The sequence below is a fragment of the Neobacillus sp. K501 genome (assembly GCF_053749995.1).
In genome coordinates, this window is the sequence record NZ_JBSLYA010000017.1 from 1 (window position 1) to 16,524 (window position 16,524).

18 protein-coding genes, 2 tRNA genes, 1 rRNA gene and 1 pseudogene are annotated in these 16,524 nt (G+C 39.7%); 19 read left to right on the forward strand and 3 right to left on the reverse strand.

Annotated features, from left to right (window positions below; translation table 11 throughout):
- Positions 1–10 precede the first annotated feature (10 nt).
- From rrf to tsaD, 7 genes are all read left to right on the forward strand, one after another.
- A 5S ribosomal RNA gene (rrf, locus tag ACWM35_RS23760) occupies positions 11–126 on the forward strand.
- A gap of 213 nt (positions 127–339) precedes the next feature.
- Positions 340–413, forward strand: a tRNA-Met gene (locus tag ACWM35_RS23765).
- A gap of 22 nt (positions 414–435) precedes the next feature.
- Positions 436–511: transfer RNA gene (locus tag ACWM35_RS23770), tRNA-Asp, on the forward strand.
- Positions 512–696: 185 nt separating this feature from the next.
- The gene (gene tsaE / locus ACWM35_RS23775) at positions 697–1,170 is read left to right on the forward strand and encodes a tRNA (adenosine(37)-N6)-threonylcarbamoyltransferase complex ATPase subunit type 1 TsaE (RefSeq protein ID WP_454821373.1); all 474 of its coding nucleotides are present in this window, start codon (positions 697–699) and stop codon (positions 1,168–1,170) included.
- Entirely contained in the window at positions 1,151–1,858 is a 708-nt protein-coding gene (gene tsaB / locus ACWM35_RS23780) for a tRNA (adenosine(37)-N6)-threonylcarbamoyltransferase complex dimerization subunit type 1 TsaB (RefSeq protein ID WP_454821374.1), read from the forward strand. Before tsaE ends, tsaB begins: the two co-directional genes overlap by 20 nt.
- A 12-nt stretch (positions 1,859–1,870) precedes the next feature.
- Positions 1,871–2,320, forward strand: coding sequence for a ribosomal protein S18-alanine N-acetyltransferase (gene rimI, locus ACWM35_RS23785; protein WP_454821375.1), 450 nt, complete (start codon positions 1,871–1,873; stop codon positions 2,318–2,320).
- Entirely contained in the window at positions 2,317–3,342 is a 1,026-nt protein-coding gene (gene tsaD, locus ACWM35_RS23790; protein WP_454821376.1) for a tRNA (adenosine(37)-N6)-threonylcarbamoyltransferase complex transferase subunit TsaD, read from the forward strand. Before rimI ends, tsaD begins: the two co-directional genes overlap by 4 nt.
- Before the next feature lie 542 nt (positions 3,343–3,884).
- On the opposite strand, the gene ACWM35_RS23795 is transcribed toward tsaD, so the two are convergent.
- Positions 3,885–5,801, reverse strand: a complete 1,917-nt coding sequence (locus ACWM35_RS23795) for an ABC-F family ATP-binding cassette domain-containing protein (protein ID WP_454821377.1) — start codon at positions 5,799–5,801, stop codon at positions 3,885–3,887.
- Positions 5,802–5,979: 178 nt separating this feature from the next.
- On the opposite strand from ACWM35_RS23795, the gene moaC reads away from it, so the two are divergent.
- From moaC to ACWM35_RS23825, 6 genes are all read left to right on the forward strand, one after another.
- A complete protein-coding gene (gene moaC / locus ACWM35_RS23800; protein ID WP_454821378.1) occupies positions 5,980–6,477 on the forward strand; it encodes a cyclic pyranopterin monophosphate synthase MoaC in 498 nt (165 codons plus the stop codon).
- Between the two features lie 21 nt (positions 6,478–6,498).
- Complete coding sequence (locus tag ACWM35_RS23805) at positions 6,499–7,152, forward strand: redox-sensing transcriptional repressor Rex (protein ID WP_454821379.1); 654 nt, start codon at positions 6,499–6,501, stop codon at positions 7,150–7,152.
- Positions 7,153–7,310: 158 nt separating this feature from the next.
- Positions 7,311–7,934 carry a YhbD family protein gene (locus tag ACWM35_RS23810; RefSeq protein ID WP_454821380.1) on the forward strand — a complete coding sequence of 208 codons (624 nt, stop codon included), beginning with the start codon at positions 7,311–7,313 and terminating at the stop codon, positions 7,932–7,934.
- A gap of 12 nt (positions 7,935–7,946) precedes the next feature.
- The gene (locus ACWM35_RS23815) at positions 7,947–8,663 is read left to right on the forward strand and encodes a cytoplasmic protein (protein WP_454821381.1); all 717 of its coding nucleotides are present in this window, start codon (positions 7,947–7,949) and stop codon (positions 8,661–8,663) included.
- A 12-nt stretch (positions 8,664–8,675) separates the two neighbouring features.
- Positions 8,676–9,383: a cytoplasmic protein gene (locus ACWM35_RS23820; RefSeq protein WP_454821382.1), complete on the forward strand. Its 708-nt coding sequence runs from the start codon at positions 8,676–8,678 to the stop codon at positions 9,381–9,383.
- Between the two features lie 10 nt (positions 9,384–9,393).
- The gene (locus ACWM35_RS23825) at positions 9,394–10,893 is read left to right on the forward strand and encodes an MDR family MFS transporter (protein WP_454821383.1); all 1,500 of its coding nucleotides are present in this window, start codon (positions 9,394–9,396) and stop codon (positions 10,891–10,893) included.
- A gap of 42 nt (positions 10,894–10,935) precedes the next feature.
- Here the strand turns inward: ACWM35_RS23825 and ACWM35_RS23830 are convergent, their stop codons facing one another.
- Positions 10,936–11,139, reverse strand: coding sequence for a YdiK family protein (locus ACWM35_RS23830; protein ID WP_454821384.1), 204 nt, complete (start codon positions 11,137–11,139; stop codon positions 10,936–10,938).
- Positions 11,136–11,858: a CPBP family intramembrane glutamic endopeptidase gene (locus tag ACWM35_RS23835; RefSeq protein WP_454821385.1), complete on the reverse strand. Its 723-nt coding sequence runs from the start codon at positions 11,856–11,858 to the stop codon at positions 11,136–11,138. The genes ACWM35_RS23830 and ACWM35_RS23835 overlap by 4 nt, the downstream gene beginning before the upstream one ends.
- Positions 11,859–12,116: 258 nt before the next feature.
- On the opposite strand from ACWM35_RS23835, the gene groES reads away from it, so the two are divergent.
- From groES to ACWM35_RS23865, 6 genes and pseudogenes are all read left to right on the forward strand, one after another.
- Positions 12,117–12,401, forward strand: coding sequence for a co-chaperone GroES (groES, locus tag ACWM35_RS23840; protein ID WP_454821386.1), 285 nt, complete (start codon positions 12,117–12,119; stop codon positions 12,399–12,401).
- Positions 12,402–12,454: 53 nt separating this feature from the next.
- On the forward strand, positions 12,455–14,092 hold the full coding sequence (groL, locus tag ACWM35_RS23845) for a chaperonin GroEL (protein WP_454821387.1): 1,638 nt from the start codon (positions 12,455–12,457) through the stop codon (positions 14,090–14,092).
- A 353-nt stretch (positions 14,093–14,445) separates the two neighbouring features.
- Complete coding sequence (locus tag ACWM35_RS23850) at positions 14,446–14,997, forward strand: hypothetical protein (RefSeq protein WP_454821388.1); 552 nt, start codon at positions 14,446–14,448, stop codon at positions 14,995–14,997.
- A 36-nt stretch (positions 14,998–15,033) separates the two neighbouring features.
- Positions 15,034–15,312, forward strand: coding sequence for a hypothetical protein (locus ACWM35_RS23855; protein WP_454821389.1), 279 nt, complete (start codon positions 15,034–15,036; stop codon positions 15,310–15,312).
- A gap of 52 nt (positions 15,313–15,364) precedes the next feature.
- A complete protein-coding gene (locus tag ACWM35_RS23860; RefSeq protein WP_454821390.1) occupies positions 15,365–16,252 on the forward strand; it encodes a glycerol kinase in 888 nt (295 codons plus the stop codon).
- A 195-nt stretch (positions 16,253–16,447) separates the two neighbouring features.
- Positions 16,448–16,510: pseudogene (locus tag ACWM35_RS23865) on the forward strand (XtrA/YqaO family protein); the annotation flags it as partial.
- Between the last annotated feature and the right edge of the window lie 14 nt (positions 16,511–16,524).

A 16,524-nucleotide genomic window follows, 5' to 3' on the forward strand; every position in this document is an offset into this window, starting at 1 on the left:
AAGAAAATAGTCTGGTAGCAATAGCGAGAAGGTCACACCCGTTCCCATACCGAACACGGAAGTTAAGCTTCTCAGCGCCGATGGTAGTTGGGACTTTGTCCCTGTGAGAGTAGGACGTTGCCAGGCTGTTTTATTTTAAAAAGTGTGCATAAATTATTTTTAATTACATATACTAATTTAGTACACACACATAATATTGTCGCGGGGTGGAGCACGTTCGAATAAACTTCTTCGAATTATCTACAGCGCACCGATTGAGCCACTACTTGAATAAGCCTTCTGAAATCGGGGCGGTCATTCAAACTAAGGGTATGATCAAAATTATATATTTTTTATTGTCGCGGGGTGGAGCAGTCTGGTAGCTCGTCGGGCTCATAACCCGAAGGTCGCAGGTTCAAATCCTGTCCCCGCAATAATCCATTATTTAAAAACAGTGGTCCCGTGGTGTAGCGGTTAACATGCCTGCCTGTCACGCAGGAGATCGCCGGTTCGATCCCGGTCGGGACCGCCATTTAATAGTTTGATTGAATGACGAAACAAAGTTTCGTTTTTTTTATGTCTTTTTTGCTGAAAATAAATTTTTTAGGTAAAATACATAGTAAATATGCATCCTTAGGAGACATCCTAAGGTTTTTTTGTACATAAATAAGGTAAAATGGTTAATGGAAAGTAATGTTATAGTAAAAAGGTGATTGGATGAATCAATTTGAATTAAATACAACCGATCCAAATGAAACCTCCGAGTTTGCTGCGCGGCTAGCTAGGTTTTTACAGCCTGGAGATGTTCTTGCATTAGAAGGAGATTTAGGTGCAGGTAAAACTACTTTTACCAAAGGGCTGGCAAAGGGATTGGATATTAAGAAAATAGTAAATAGTCCTACTTTTACGATCATAAAAGAATATAGGGGCAGATTGCCTTTGTACCATATGGATGTATATCGTGTTGCCGATGCTTTTGAAGATTTAGGCTTTGATGAGTACTTTGAAGGTGATGGAGTCACGGTGGTGGAATGGGCTCATTTAATCGAAGAGCAGCTCCCAGCGGAAATGCTGACGATTTATTTGTATCATGAAGAACATGATAAGCGAAGAATGGTCCTTGTTCCAAAGGGAAAAAGATATGAGCAATTATGTAAGGAGATTTTTTCAAATGACGATATTAGCCATTGATACCTCCAATTATGCATTAGGGGTAGCGCTTGTAGAAGAGAACCAGGTTCTTGGTGAATATATAACAAACCTAAAAAAGAACCATTCAGTAAGAATCATGCCGGCAATCCAGACGTTAATGAAGGATTGTGAAAGGGTGCCAGCAGATTTAACAAAGATTGTTGTGGCAAAAGGACCAGGGTCTTATACTGGTGTAAGAATTGGTGTGACAATAGCAAAAACCTTGGCTTGGTCATTAAAGCTGCCGCTCGTGGGTGTTTCCAGTCTTGAAATCTTAGCTTCAGGAACAGGCCGTTACTTTGATGGCTATGTTTCACCGCTATTTGATGCAAGAAGAGGACAAGTCTACACTGGTTTATATCACTATGAAAGTGGTGCATTCAAAACGGTTAAGGAAGACAGGCTGTTCATGTTGGTCGATTGGGCTGCTGAATTAAAGGAGACGGCTAAGCCGATTCTCTTTGTCGGCAATGATTTGCCACTCCATCAAGAGAATATAGAAGAAATATTAGGTTCTCAGGCTGTTTTTGCAGCAATTACAGAATATAATCCCCGCCCCTCAGAGCTTGCCTTTCTAGGTAAGAATAAACCAGAGGAAGACATTCATTCGTTTGTTCCTAATTATATTCGCCTAGCAGAAGCCGAGGCGAAGTGGTTGGAGGCAAAGGGGAAAATTTTAAATGGATAGGATTCGAGAGATATGGTAGATTCTTTTGTTTTTCGTTATATGAAGGAAGAGGATATCGATCAGATTCTTGAGGTTGAACATGCTTCATTTACGACACCATGGAGTCGTGATGCTTTCTATAACGAAATTTTCAATAATAAATTTGCAGTTTATTTGGTATTAGAAGAAAATGAAAAAATTATTGGCTATTGCGGGGCTTGGATTGTCATTGATGAGGCGCATGTAACGAATGTTGCCGTTCTGCCTGAATATAGAGGTAAGAAGCTAGGGGAAGCCCTGCTGCGAAAAATGATGACAGTAGCAGTCGATTTGGGGGCTAGGAGCATGACGCTTGAAGTCCGTGTGACAAACCATGTCGCACAATCGCTTTATCGCAAATTAGGTTTCCAAAATGGCGGCATTCGGAAAAATTATTATTCTGATAATCAGGAAGATGCGCTAGTGATGTGGGTGAATTTATGAAAAAAGATCAATGGATATTAGGAATTGAAACGAGCTGTGATGAGACGGCTGTGGCCATCATAAAAAATGGACGGGAAATAGCGGCGAATGTCGTAGCATCCCAAATTGAAAGTCATAAGCGCTTTGGGGGAGTTGTTCCAGAGATCGCATCTCGGCACCATGTTGAACAAATTACGCTTGTAATCGAAGAGGCATTAAATCAAGCGAGTCTAACGTTTGCTGATTTAGATGCGATTGCCGTAACGGAAGGTCCTGGTTTAGTAGGAGCGCTGTTAATCGGTGTGAATGCTGCGAAAGCATTGGCATTTGCGCATAATCTTCCTCTTGTCCCTGTCCATCATATTGCGGGTCATATTTATGCGAATAGATTGGTGACAGAAATGAAATTTCCCCTGTTATCCTTGGTGGTTTCTGGTGGACACACTGAGCTTGTCTATATGAAGGAACAAGGCCACTTTGAGGTCATTGGAGAGACGAGAGATGACGCCGCTGGTGAAGCCTATGACAAGGTAGCAAGGACATTAAATCTGCCGTATCCTGGTGGTCCGCATATTGATCGCTTAGCGGCTGAGGGCAGTGCAACTCTTAATTTGCCTAGAGCATGGCTGGAGGAAGGCTCCTATGATTTTAGTTTTAGCGGCTTAAAATCAGCGGTTATTAACACTGTCCACAATGCAGAGCAGCGAGGCGAAACAATCGCACCTGAAGATCTTGCAGCAAGCTTCCAAGAAAGTGTGATCGAAGTATTAGTGAAGAAAACAGAGAGAGCAACGGCAGAGTATGGTGTAAAACAGGTTTTACTCGCTGGTGGAGTTGCCGCGAATAAGGGGCTGAGGGCCGCGTTGGAGCAGGCTTTTTCAGAAAAGGATGGAATTGAGTTAGTGATTCCGCCGTTATCGTTATGTACAGATAACGCGGCAATGATTGCAGCAGCTGGCAGTATCATGTTTGAAAAAGGCATTCGTGCGGAACTTTCATTAAATGCCAACCCTGGTTTGGATATTGAATTGTATAATGTATAGTCCTTCTTTAATAGAAGGGCTTTTTTGACTCTATGTGCCCGCACTGAGTTAGAAAAAATGGTTGATAATGCCCGAGTCGGTGATGGATCGGTAAGAAAGGTAATTATAAAGGGTTGATAATGCCCGAGCCGGTGATGGATCGGTGAGAATGGTAATTATAAAGGGTTGATAATGCCCAAGCTGGTGATGATCAGTGTGAAGGGTAATTATAAAAAATGAGATTTGGTCACGTAAAACATAGTATATAAAGTTTTTCCGACATTTTTATGTGGATAACTTTTTTCTGAGAATTGTGCATAGCATGAATAATGTGGATAACCAATGTTATTTCTGTTGATAATGTGGATAAGTGAGCGGTTTTTTGTGGACAATGTGGAAAAGTGTGAATTAGCCTGAAAAAATCAGATTTAATATGTGAATAACCTTGTGGAAAAGCGAAAATCAAGCTCGATTTGTAGCGAATTCCGGTAAATTTTGTCGAAAAACATACGAAATCCAGGAAAAAGAGCTTGGAATAAATTCTCCAAGCCCTGCACTTCTATCTATTCAGCTAATTCAGCCCAGTCCTCCATTAACTGTTCCAGTTCAGCTTTTGCCTTTTCATTTTTTAAATTAATTTCTAAAACCTTTTCGTGATCTTGGAAAATCTCTGGCTCACAAAGCTGTTCCTCATAACCTTGGATCTGTTCCTCTAACTCTTCAATCCGCAACTCTATTTCTTCTAATTTCCGTTTGCGCTGCCGTTCAAGCTTTTTACTTTCCTTATCCTGTTGATAACTATTTTTCTCAGGAGATTCTGCATTAGCTTTCTTGCTTACCGTAGCAGCCTCTAATGCTAGAAGTTCTTCCTGCTCAAGTGTTTTTTCAACATAATAATCGTAGTCTCCAAGGAACTCCGTGCTGCCGTTACCGCTTAATTCTACAACCTTTGTCGCAATCCGATTAATGAAGTAACGGTCATGAGAGACGAATAAAATCGTTCCAGGATAATCGATCAGCGCATTTTCGAGTACTTCCTTGCTATCAAGGTCCAGATGGTTAGTAGGCTCGTCCAAAATCAAGACATTGGCTTTCTCCAACATCAGCTTCGCGAGTGCAAGTCGGGCTTTTTCACCACCGCTTAAGGTAGAAACGATTTTTAACACATCGTCACCAGAGAAGAGGAAATTTCCTAATACAGTCCGGATTTCCTTTTCGTTTTTTAAAGGATACTCATCCCAAAGTTCGTTCAATACACGCTTATTGGAGGTCAACTCCGCCTGCTCCTGATCGTAGTAACCAATATTGAGGTTGGTGCCATATAAGACATTGCCACTTAAGGCCGGGAGCTTTTTGATAATCGTTTTTAATAATGTCGACTTGCCAATGCCATTCGGACCTACTAAAGCAATACTATCGCCTCTGTAGACACGGAAGGAAATATCATCTGAAATTTTCTCGCCATCATAGCCAATCGCAAGGGAGTCAACGGTCAGAACATCATTTCCGCTTTGCTTTTCGATTTCAAATGAGAACGTTGCCGATTTTTCGTCACCTAACGGGCGATCCATAAGTTCCATTTTGTCGAGTTTTTTACGGCGGCTTTGAGCCCTTTTGGTTGTGGAGGCTCGTGCAAGGTTTCGCTGGATGAAGTCTTGAAGGGCTGCGACTTCCTGCTGCTGCCGCTCAAAAAGCTTCATATCCCGCTCATAATTGGCTGCCTTTTGATCCAGATAAGAGCTGTAGTTGCCGATGAATTTCTGAATTTGCTTACGAGAAACCTCATATACCTGTGTAACGACTTTATCTAAAAAGTAACGGTCATGGGATACGATCAAGATGGCTCCATCATAACCTTGTAAGTATTGCTCAAGCCAGGAAAGAGTATCAATATCTAGATGGTTCGTCGGCTCATCGAGGATTAAAATATCCGGCTTGGTTAACAGTAATTTCCCTAACGCCAGACGTGTTTTCTGACCACCACTTAGACTTGAAATCATCACCGAACTATCAGGGAAATTTAAACCATGTAAGATCGAGCGGATATCGGCCTCGTATTGATAGCCGCCTTGATCTTTAAACTGGATCTGAAGCTGGTCGTATTCCTTTAAGATCTTTTCATAGCTGCCACTGTCCTCGAAAGCGGAAGGGTCTGACATTCGTTCTTCGAGCTTTCTTAGTGATTTTTCCATGGACCTAAGGGATTCGAACACCGTCAACATTTCGTCCCAAATAGACAAATTCGATTCTAGGCCCGTATTCTGTGCTAAATAACCGATCGTGACTTCCTTCGGTTTAATAATTTCTCCGCCATCATGGGACAGGTGTCCGGCGATAATTTTTAATAGCGTTGACTTGCCCGCCCCGTTCCTTCCAACAAGGGCTACACGGTCACGGGTTTGTAATTCAAGTTTTATATTCGATAAAATAAGGTCAGCACCATAATATTTCTGTAATTGATTAACTTGTAATAATATCATTGAAATTCACCTCTATTACTTAAAATTAGTGTACCTTATTCCTACAGTTGCGGCAATAAAGGTCTATATGGTCATAGGTTTCTCCTGAAAAAACAGATAATTTATCGTAATTCGTTCAAAGTTTCACAGACAAATGGATAAAAATAGTGTATCATCTTTTTATTGGAGGATTAATTGTATGGCAGAGTTTACGCATTTTAACGAAGAAGGAAGAGCAAAGATGGTTGATGTTAGTGATAAACCAGAGACAGCACGGACGGCGCTTGCTCATTCCAGCATTGTTGTTAGTAAAGAAATCTATGAAAAAATCACAAATAATGAAATGAAAAAAGGCGATGTTCTTGCTGTCGCGCAGGTTGCCGCGGTATTGGCAGCGAAAAAAACATGGGATATCATTCCGATGTGCCATCCGATTCCGTTGACGGGTGTCAATGTAACCTTTGCTTGGGAACAGGAACAGACGGAAGCGTATCGCCTAAATATTCAAGCAGCAGTAAAAACAAAAGGGAATACAGGTGTTGAAATGGAAGCGCTAACAGCGGCATCTGCCTGTGCGTTAACCATTTATGATATGTGTAAAGCAGTAGATAAGGGTATGGTGATTGGATCAACTTATCTAGTGGAAAAAACCGGAGGGAAAAACGGAGATTTCCTAAGAACCGAACCGGTTAAATAAAGAACAAAGGGTGTGGAGATTATGAGTAACGATACGATGAAAATACCACAAGCGACAGCAAAGCGACTTCCCTTATATTATCGATTTCTAAAGAATCTTCATTCTTCCGGCAAACAAAGGGTTTCCTCGGCGGAATTAAGTGAGGCCGTGAAAGTGGATTCTGCAACCATTCGCCGGGACTTTTCCTATTTTGGTGCCTTAGGGAAAAAGGGTTACGGCTACAATGTGAATTATCTTCTTACATTTTTCAGAAAAACATTAGATCAGGATGAATTAACAAAAGTGGCGTTGATTGGGGTGGGTAACCTCGGAACCGCTTTTCTTAATTACAATTTTTTGAAAAATAATAATACAAAAATTGCCTGTGCCTTTGATGTGGACACAGAAAAAATGGGTACGACGATCGGCGATGTCCCAGTCTACCATATGGATGACTTGGATGAATATTTGGCGAAAGAGGAAATTCCGGTGGCGATTCTGACGGTACCTGCACCGGTCGCGCAAATGATAACTGACCGGCTGGTAAAAGCAAATGTGAAAGGAATCTTGAATTTTACTCCAGCGAGATTAAATGTCCCGTCATCGATTCGTGTCCATCACATTGATCTAGCGGTAGAACTGCAATCTCTCGTCTACTTCTTAAAGCACTATCCAACGGCTGAGGAAGTGGAATAAAGTGAAACTTCAATCAGTGGGGGTTTTACTGCCCGTTAATGCGGGATAAATAACGATGACTTTAGGCTCTTCTCTAAAAGGGAAGAGTTTTTTCATTTCCACAACTTTACAACGTAACAGTGTTATGTTACATTGTTGTTAGAAGGGAGTTTTACAAAATGAGCGAGGAGTTAATTTCGAAAAAGGATTTATTAGAAGCGGCCGGAATTTCGTACGGACAGTTATACCGTTGGAAACGTAAAGACCTTATTCCTGAAGAATGGTTTGTACGGAAATCAACGTTTACGGGTCAGGAAACCTTCTTTCCAAAAGCAAAAATTTTAGAAAGAATAGAAAAAATCCAAACAATGAAAGAGAATTTGTCCTTAGATGAACTTGCAGATATGTTTTCACCCAATTTGTCAAATTTAACATTAGAGTCAAGCGAAATCATAAAACGTAACATTGTTTCTCAAGTTGTAATGGATTTATATTTAGATCTCGAAAAAAGCGGACCACGTTTTAATTTATCAAGGATGCTGGAGATTTATGTATTAGAAAAGCTGCTTCAATCAGGCGAAATTAGTTTGGATGAAGGGAAGATGCTGCTGCAAGTATTAATCCCCAACAGGCAGGAGATTAAGCAGAAACATTGTGAAGTGGTGATTACGAGAAAGCTTGGGGTATCTTCTTGTCTATTGTTAATCAATCCAGAGGGGTTCCGATGTGAACCTGGTACCAAAACGGTTGCACACCTCTCGTTGATGGCATGTATGGAGGAAATAAAAGCGAAATTACTATAAAGGAGCAGAAATATGGATTCGAAAATCAGGAGAGATTTGGTGATCAATGGTTTTGGGTCTTCCAACGGCGGAGAGTTCGATCGAGTGAAATTAAATGGAAAAGGGACCGTTAATAACGATATAGTATGTACGGAATTTGATTGCAACGGTTCTGGGGTTGTCAATGGGAATGTATTTGCACAAGCAGGCAAAATTAACGGAAACGGGAAAATTAACGGGAATTTTGAGGGTGAGTCCCTAAAGGTTGATGGAACAGCTAAAATCGCGAATAGCCTCTATGTTAAGAAACTAAAAGTAGCCGGAAAAGCAACTGTGGGCGGGAAAATTAAAAGTGATGAAATAGGTATCCATGGCCGGTTAACCGTAGAAGGAGATTGCGAAGCAGAAACGTTTAAGGCGGAATCACAATTTACAATCAGTGGTCTTTTGAATGCGGAAAAAATCGACATAAAACTTTTTGGGGATTGTAAAGCGAAAGAAATCGGTGGTCATACGATTGTGATTAAACAAAAAGCTTCGCTATTGGGACTATTTAAATCGATCCTGCCAACCCAGTTAGAGACGGAATTGATTGAAGGCGATCGAATTGAAATTGAAAACACCAAGGCGGAAATAGTCCGAGGAAACCATGTTTTGATCGGTGCTAATTGTACGATTGATGTCGTGGAATACTCTGGGGAGTTTTCGATCGATAAAACGGCAATCGTGAAAGAAATCAGAGAAGTGTAAGGGGGGAAAGGAATGAGTAAAGGTCAAAATCTTACGATCAATGGATCTGGGGATTATCCTGGTGGGCATTATGACAAAATCACTATCAGGGGAGACGGAAATATAATAACCGATGTGGACTGTGATGTCCTTAAGGTATATGGCACTTGTGAAGCACTAGAAAATGTTAAAACGGGGTCCGTAAAAGTGTTTGGCGAAGCAGAAGTCAAAGGGAATATGACTGCAAATGATATGTTGATCATGGGCAATATGATGATCGGCGGCACGTCAGAATTAAAGAAAATAAAGATTCTTGGCACGCTCGACAGCGGTGAGGACTTATCAGGGGATGAGGCTGATATTAAGGGTAGCCTCTCGGTTAAGGGAGATGTGGAATATGAGAACTTTGTTCTAAATGGCGGTATGGAGGTAAAAGGTCTGCTTAACGCCGATAAGATAAAAATTGTCCTCCGCTTTGGTGAAAGTATCGCAGAGGAAATCGGTGGCGGGAAAATCACCATAAAAAGAAAATCTGCCTTTCTCCCATTTGGGGATCATGATGCTTCCCTTTTTGTAAAAGTAATTGAGGGTGATGAGATTTTTTTGGAAAATACGAAAGCAGCAGTTGTCAGAGGCAACAATGTCAAGATAGGGTATGGCTGCCATATCGATTTAGTTGAATATACCAAGGATTTTACGCAAGAAGGATCAGCCATTGTAAAAATATCGAATAAAAGATGAGGAGAATGGGATGGTTACGAAGGAGAGTAAATTAGGTTTGGTGGTTGCTGCCCTGTTACTAGGAATACTGATGGCCTCAATGGATAACACGATTGTTGTAACGGCGATGGGGACGATTGTCGGGGATCTTGGCGGCCTCGAAAGCTTTGTCTGGGTTGTTTCCGCTTATATGGTAGCGGAGATGGCTGGAATGCCGATTTTTGGGAAGTTATCTGATATGTACGGACGGAAAAGGTTCTTTATTTTTGGATTAATCTTGTTCATGGTTGGGTCAGCATTATGTGGAACTGCAGAAAATATCACGCAGTTAAGTATATATCGAGCGATACAAGGTGTTGGCGGCGGGGCGCTCGTACCCATTGCTTTTACGATTATGTTTGACTTATTTCCACCTGAAAAACGAGGTAAAATGGGTGGAATGTTTGGAGCGGTTTTTGGATTGTCGAGTATTTTTGGGCCATTACTTGGAGCGTTTATTACCGATCATATCAGCTGGCACTGGATATTTTATATTAACATGCCGCTGGGAATTATTTCGCTCATTTTCATTGTCATTGCCTATAAAGAATCACCGATTCACAAAAAGCAGTCCATCGATTGGTGGGGAGCGGTTACGTTAGTCGGGGCTGTTGTCTGTCTGATGTTTGCACTTGAGCTGGGCGGTCAGAAATATGACTGGGATTCTGGCATTATTATGAGCTTATTCGCGGGATTTGCTTTGCTTTTTATTATCTTTCTGTATGTTGAAACGAAGGCAAGTGATCCGATCATCTCCTTTGTCATGTTTAAAAATAAGTTATTTGCCGGAAGCACCCTGGTTGGACTATTCTATGGTGCGGCGTTTATGGCAGGTACCGTTTATATACCGATTTTTGTACAGGGCGTTTATGGCGGAACGGCAACCAATTCAGGGCTGATTTTATTACCAATGATGGTTGGGTCGGTAATTACCGCTCAAGTCGGAGGATTCCTGACAACAAAGATGAGCTATCGAAACATTATGTTTATTTCAGCGATTATCTTAATCGCTGGCTTCCTATTATTAAGCACGATTACACCTGAAACTAGCAGAGCTGTTTTAACCATTTACATGGTGGTCATTGGCTTAGGGGTCGGTTTTTCTTTTTCAGTGTTGAGCATGGCTGCGATTCATCCGTTCGGCATGGAACAGCGCGGGTCGGCAACGGCTACCAGTAATTTCATCCGTTCGCTTGGGATGACGATTGGGATTACGATTTTTGGGATGATCCAACGAAACAGTTTAAATGACAAGCTTTCGGAAGCATTTGGCGGTATGGGTTCAATGGCACAAGGGGATTCACAGTCATTATTATCGGAGGAAGCAAGAAGTCAAATTCCGCCGCAAATTTTAGAGAAGATAACAGAAGCTTTATCAAGCTCCATCGTACAAACCTTTACATGGGCTCTTGTACCCGCGGGGCTCGGGTTTTTGTTTATTTTTGTACTAGGGAAAGAACGAATGGTGATTAATCGAGAGGTTTCAAAATAAGCGAAAAGCCTTTTCCCGTATGCTGGGGGAAAAGGCTTTTCGCTATTTGTTTTTAATTTTATCCTTGAACTTAAAGTAGAAAATAAAAATTTTAATGCCTGAACCAAAATCAAATGTGGCAAGCAACACGAGCAAATAGCTGAAAAAGCCCCAGCCGTTTTGCTGAACATCATGAATGGCAAAGTAAGTAAATAAGCTGCCGAGCACGAAATAAATAAATCCGGAAAACAAAGGTGAACGTCTCATAGATAGCCTCCGATAAAGTTTTGAATCGCTTCAGCCTCACGCATTAACCTTTCAATATCTTCTTTATAGACAGATTGGACGAGAACAACCATCGTATTCATGGCAACATGGGCAAAAATTGGCACCAGGATATGCTTGGTTTTCACATAAAGAAACGCAAAGGTAAAGCCCATCGCAGAATAAAGGAGAATGTGTTCTGGCTCCATATGGGCTAAGGCAAATATCACGGAACTGATTAATGCTGAAATAAAGAAATTGAAGCGTTTATGTAGTGAGCCAAAGATAATTTTTCTAAAAACAATTTCTTCTAAAATGGGTCCAATGACAGAACTGACGAGTATTGCAAGTGGAAAGGATTCAATGATTCCAATGATTTGCTTGGTGTTTTCTGACTCGATCTCCACTCCAATCAATCGTTCGATATTGCCTGCAAGACTTTGAGAAAATAAAGCTAAAAATACCCCAGCAACGGCCCATACAGCCGATACCATAAATGAACTGCCTCTTTCAAGCCCACGAGAGTCTTTGCGTTCTTTTCGCAATAAGAAGAGCACAATGATTAAAGCAATCGAGAAGCTAAATATCAACCAATAGGGAACGACAAGACCTTGGTCGAGACCTAAATAGTTAAATAAAAAGGTTAGCCCAGGAATTCCTAAGATGCTGGATAATTGCATTGCGATATAGACTATTAAAATAATCCAATATTCCCTTTTCAAAATGAAATCTCCTTTAGGGTTTATTTTGCACTAATTCCATTCTACTAATAAAAGCCTGCCTGTTTCAATTTTGAAGAATTAAGGTATATTATTTCCTATTTGCTCGAATACTCTTAAGGTTGTAGAAAAGTAAAAAAAATTCATCATCAGACTTGCAAAAAAATTTACCATTTATTATTATAATAATTGTGTTAGCACTCATGAATAGAGAGTGCTAATAATTTCAGAATACAGACATATTTGAGGAGGTTGTTTGATTTGTTAAGACCATTAGGTGATCGCATTATCATTGAGCTTGTCGAATCAGAAGAAAAAACTGCAAGCGGTATCGTTTTACCGGACTCTGCGAAGGAAAAGCCTCAGGAAGGAAGAGTAGTTGCTGTTGGAACTGGACGTGTCCTTGAAAATGGCGAACGTGTTGCTCTTGAAGTTTCTGAAGGAAGTCGCATTATCTTCTCAAAATACTCAGGTACAGAAGTAAAGTACGAAGGCAAAGAATACTTAATCTTACGTGAAAACGATATCCTTGCGATTGTAGAATAAGGATTTTAATCAATTATACTTAGTTTAAAAAATACGAGGAGGTTTTTTGAACAATGGCTAAAGAAATTATGTTTAGTGAAGACGCGCGCCGCGCAATGCTTCGTGGGGTTGATGCCCTAGCAAATGCAGTTAAAGTTACGCTTGGACCAAAAGGACGTAACGTGGTTCTTGAAAAAAAATTCGGTTCACCACTTATTACAAATGATGGTGTAACGATTGCGAAAGAAATTGAATTAGAAGATGCATTCGAAAACATGGGTGCTAAGCTTGTTGCTGAAGTTGCTAGCAAAACAAACGATGTTGCTGGTGACGGTACAACAACTGCAACGGTTCTTGCTCAAGCGATGATTCGCGAAGGCTTAAAGAACGTTACAGCTGGTGCTAACCCAATGGGTATCCGTAAAGGGATCGAAAAAGCTGTTTCTGTAGCGGTTGAAGAATTAAAAGCTATTTCTAAACCAATCGAAAACAAAGCGTCTATCGCACAAGTTGCTTCTATCTCTGCTGCTGACGAAGAAGTTGGTGCATTAATCGCAGAAGCGATGGAGCGCGTTGGTAACGATGGCGTTATCACAATAGAAGAATCTAAAGGCTTCACAACTGAATTAGATGTAGTAGAAGGTATGCAATTCGACCGTGGATATGCATCTCCTTACATGGTAACTGATTCAGATAAAATGGAAGCTGTATTAGAAAACCCATATATCTTAATCACTGACAAGAAGATCTCTAGCATTCAAGAAATTCTTCCGGTTCTTGAGCAAGTTGTTCAACAAGGCAAGCCATTATTATTGATTGCTGAAGATGTAGAAGGCGAAGCACTTGCTACATTAATCTTGAACAAACTTCGTGGTACTTTCAATGCGATTGCGGTTAAGGCACCTGGCTTTGGTGACCGTCGTAAAGCAATGCTTGAAGATATCGCTGCCTTAACTGGTGGTGAAGTGGTAACGGAAGAGCTTGGCCGTGACCTTAAAACAACTCAAATCACTTCTTTAGGACGCGCAGCGAAAATCGTTGTAACGAAAGAAAATACAACAATCGTTGAAGGTGCTGGAGACACTGCTGCAATTCAAGCACGTGTAAACCAAATCCGCGTTCAATTAGAAGAAACGACTTCTGAATTTGACCGTGAAAAATTACAAGAGCGCTTAGCTAAACTAGCTGGCGGTGTAGCAGTCATCAAAGTTGGTGCTGCAACTGAAACAGAATTAAAAGAGCGCAAACTTCGTATCGAAGACGCATTAAACTCAACTCGTGCGGCTGTTGAAGAAGGTATCGTATCCGGTGGTGGTGTAGCCCTTCTTAACGTATACAGCAAAGTGGCTGAAGTTCAAGCAGAAGGCGACGTAGCAACTGGTATCAACATCGTATTACGTGCGATCGAAGAGCCTGTACGCACAATCGCTCACAACGCTGGCCTTGAAGGCTCTGTAATCGTTGACCGCTTAAAGCGCGAAGAAATCGGCACAGGTTTCAACGCAGCTAACGGCGAATGGGTAAACATGATCGAAGCTGGTATCGTTGACCCAACTAAGGTTACTCGTTCAGCTCTTCAAAACGCTGCATCTGTAGCGGCTATGTTCTTAACAACTGAAGCAGTTGTTGCTGACAAGCCAGAACCAGCTGGTGCTGGAATGCCTGACATGTCCGGAATGGGCGGTATGGGTGGAATGGGCGGCATGATGTAAGGCTTCCTAAGCCATACATTTGAGAAATAGTTATAGCTATTTTTCCCCCATTTTAAGAAGTAGTCATGTAAACAATTTATATCAATAGCAATAACCACTTCCTATAAAATTTAGGGAGTGGTTTTTTGTGCTGTTAAAATTTGCGTATCAAGACTTTTTGGATGACAGACTTACCAAGAGTACGACCAAGACGAATTATGAAACACATTTGGGGGATTATTGTTTACAGAATGAGGTTAATAACGTTGAAGACATAACTAATAGTCATGAACGTCAATAACCTGTCTTTTGTTGTAAAGATTTTTCATAACAAATTTTGGTATAATAATTACAGGGATAATATGGAGGTAAATATGAATATTGGTGAAGAAATTGTTGCTAGTTATCTAGAACATATAAAAAAATGTGACTTTGTTCAGAGGAATTTATACACGAAAGATGTTCAAGGTGAAATTGACCTTGTAGGGGTGAATCTAAAAACAAATGAGGCATTTGTCTGTGAATCTACAACACATTTAACAACAGGATTATTATATGTTGGAAAGGATAATAAGAACAATAATATTCAGAAATTGGTTGATAAATTCAGTAAGGATATTGAATATGCTGAAAAGTATCTACCAAACTATGAAAAACACTATATGCTTTGGTCACCGATTGTAAAGGATAATAAAACAACAATTGAAAGTAGTCAAATTTACCAACTGAATAAAGTAAAAGAAATGATTTTAGGTAAATATGGAGTGAATCTTGAGTTTGTTATTAATGAAAAGTATAAAGAATGTCTAATGGAATTAAGAAGTTTCGCTAAGAGTGAAACTAAAAATTTACAATCACCAATTTTAAGATATATGCAGATAGAAGAGTATTTAAATAAACATGTAATAAATCTAGCAAAAAAATGAGTTCTGTTTAAAAAGATGATTAGTAGGTGAATAAAGATGTTAGCAAAAATAAAGAAAGTAAAGTTTGAACCAGAATATAAAAATCCAATTTACAAGGTATTACTTGAATGTCCAAATGGTGATGAACTTTATATTAAATTTGATTTTACTAAAACAATGGGGGGATATATCCCATTAAAGGTTGAATATAACGGAATTGATAAGGGTGCAAAACTTGCTTGGTATACTAGAGAAGTAGAAAAAATGACAGTGGATACATTTTTGGAGGAAATTGCAAAGAGAATAGATAAGAAATACCACTTTAAGATAATGTAACTAGACTTGTTGTAATAATCTCATAAGTGAATACAAGATAGGAGTATGAGTCGTGACAACTAAATACATTTCAACAACAGCACTCTCAAAAGAAATCCAAATGTCTGTTAAGGAAGTGTTTAAATTACTAGCAGATTTCGGATTAGTCAAAAGAGAAGATGATAATTGGATTTTAACAGAAGCGGGAAAAGATAAGGGAGGAATAGTCAAATCCCACCCAAAGTATGGAAATTATATTGCTTGGAGCGAAGATTTTAAAAATGACTCCATCTTTAACTCGTTAGAGAATAATAAAAACTTATTAACTTCCACTGCCATAGGAAATCACTTTGGAATTTCAAAGTTTAGAATTAATCCCATACTATCTGAATTAGGTCTAGTCCAAAAAGGTGTTAAGGGATGGACAGTCACTCCACTTGGCAAGCTAATGGGTGGAAAGCAATTTGAATATGATAAGACTGGAGTTCCATATGTTTGTTGGAATCCAAATATTCTAACTAAAAAGAGTATTATAAGTTCATTCAAAGAGATACAAGGAGAATCCTCTCCAGAAGAGAAAAACGAAAGTAACCACTCTAATGTAGGATTCCGAGAAAAGTTTGAAGCAAAGCATAGAAGTGCTGATGGTCACTATGTTCGTTCAAGGGCAGAAATGCTTATAGATAATTGGTTATATATGTCTGAAATAGTTCATGCTTATGAGAGAAAACTTCCGATTGAAGAAGATGTATATTGTGATTTTTATTTGCCAGTGGGAAAAGTATACATAGAATTTTGGGGACTAGAGAATGATGAGAAATATGAAGTGAGAAAAAAAGAAAAAATAAGGATATATGAAAAATATGGCTTTAATTTAATAGAGATTAATGATGCTGATATCCAAAATTTAGATGATATATTACCCAAGAAGTTACTTAAGTTTGGTATACAAGCATATTGAGAGCTGTCTCATTAGCTTATTATTTAAATGATGGATTGTATACAAATTCTAAAACCTCCAAGCATAAAAAATATGCTAACATTTTGCTAACGCAATCCAGTGAAAAACGGTAAATTAATGAAGTTAGAGATTGATATAATGGTGGTGCAAAATGGAAATTTTGCTGTTGTTGTGTAACGGAATGCCAGACTCACCGAACTACCTGTTCACGGAGAGACAAAGATTGTTACGCACCAATGTAAAGTGAAAAGGGTTAAGTTCGATGAGGGGGG

What these genes read in the sequence shown, in the direction of transcription:
- tsaE (WP_454821373.1), top strand. Translation starts at nt 697, where the DNA reads ATGAATCAATTTGAATTAAATACAACCGATCCAAATGAAACCTCCGAG.
- tsaB (WP_454821374.1), top strand. Translation starts at nt 1,151, where the DNA reads ATGACGATATTAGCCATTGATACCTCCAATTATGCATTAGGGGTAGCG.
- rimI (WP_454821375.1), top strand. Translation starts at nt 1,871, where the DNA reads ATGGTAGATTCTTTTGTTTTTCGTTATATGAAGGAAGAGGATATCGAT.
- tsaD (WP_454821376.1), top strand. Translation starts at nt 2,317, where the DNA reads ATGAAAAAAGATCAATGGATATTAGGAATTGAAACGAGCTGTGATGAG.
- ACWM35_RS23795 (WP_454821377.1), bottom strand. Translation starts at nt 5,801, where the DNA reads ATGATATTATTACAAGTTAATCAATTACAGAAATATTATGGTGCTGAC.
- moaC (WP_454821378.1), top strand. Translation starts at nt 5,980, where the DNA reads ATGGCAGAGTTTACGCATTTTAACGAAGAAGGAAGAGCAAAGATGGTT.
- ACWM35_RS23805 (WP_454821379.1), top strand. Translation starts at nt 6,499, where the DNA reads ATGAGTAACGATACGATGAAAATACCACAAGCGACAGCAAAGCGACTT.
- ACWM35_RS23810 (WP_454821380.1), top strand. Translation starts at nt 7,311, where the DNA reads ATGAGCGAGGAGTTAATTTCGAAAAAGGATTTATTAGAAGCGGCCGGA.
- ACWM35_RS23815 (WP_454821381.1), top strand. Translation starts at nt 7,947, where the DNA reads ATGGATTCGAAAATCAGGAGAGATTTGGTGATCAATGGTTTTGGGTCT.
- ACWM35_RS23820 (WP_454821382.1), top strand. Translation starts at nt 8,676, where the DNA reads ATGAGTAAAGGTCAAAATCTTACGATCAATGGATCTGGGGATTATCCT.
- ACWM35_RS23825 (WP_454821383.1), top strand. Translation starts at nt 9,394, where the DNA reads ATGGTTACGAAGGAGAGTAAATTAGGTTTGGTGGTTGCTGCCCTGTTA.
- ACWM35_RS23830 (WP_454821384.1), bottom strand. Translation starts at nt 11,139, where the DNA reads ATGAGACGTTCACCTTTGTTTTCCGGATTTATTTATTTCGTGCTCGGC.
- groL (WP_454821387.1), top strand. Translation starts at nt 12,455, where the DNA reads ATGGCTAAAGAAATTATGTTTAGTGAAGACGCGCGCCGCGCAATGCTT.
- ACWM35_RS23850 (WP_454821388.1), top strand. Translation starts at nt 14,446, where the DNA reads ATGAATATTGGTGAAGAAATTGTTGCTAGTTATCTAGAACATATAAAA.
- ACWM35_RS23855 (WP_454821389.1), top strand. Translation starts at nt 15,034, where the DNA reads ATGTTAGCAAAAATAAAGAAAGTAAAGTTTGAACCAGAATATAAAAAT.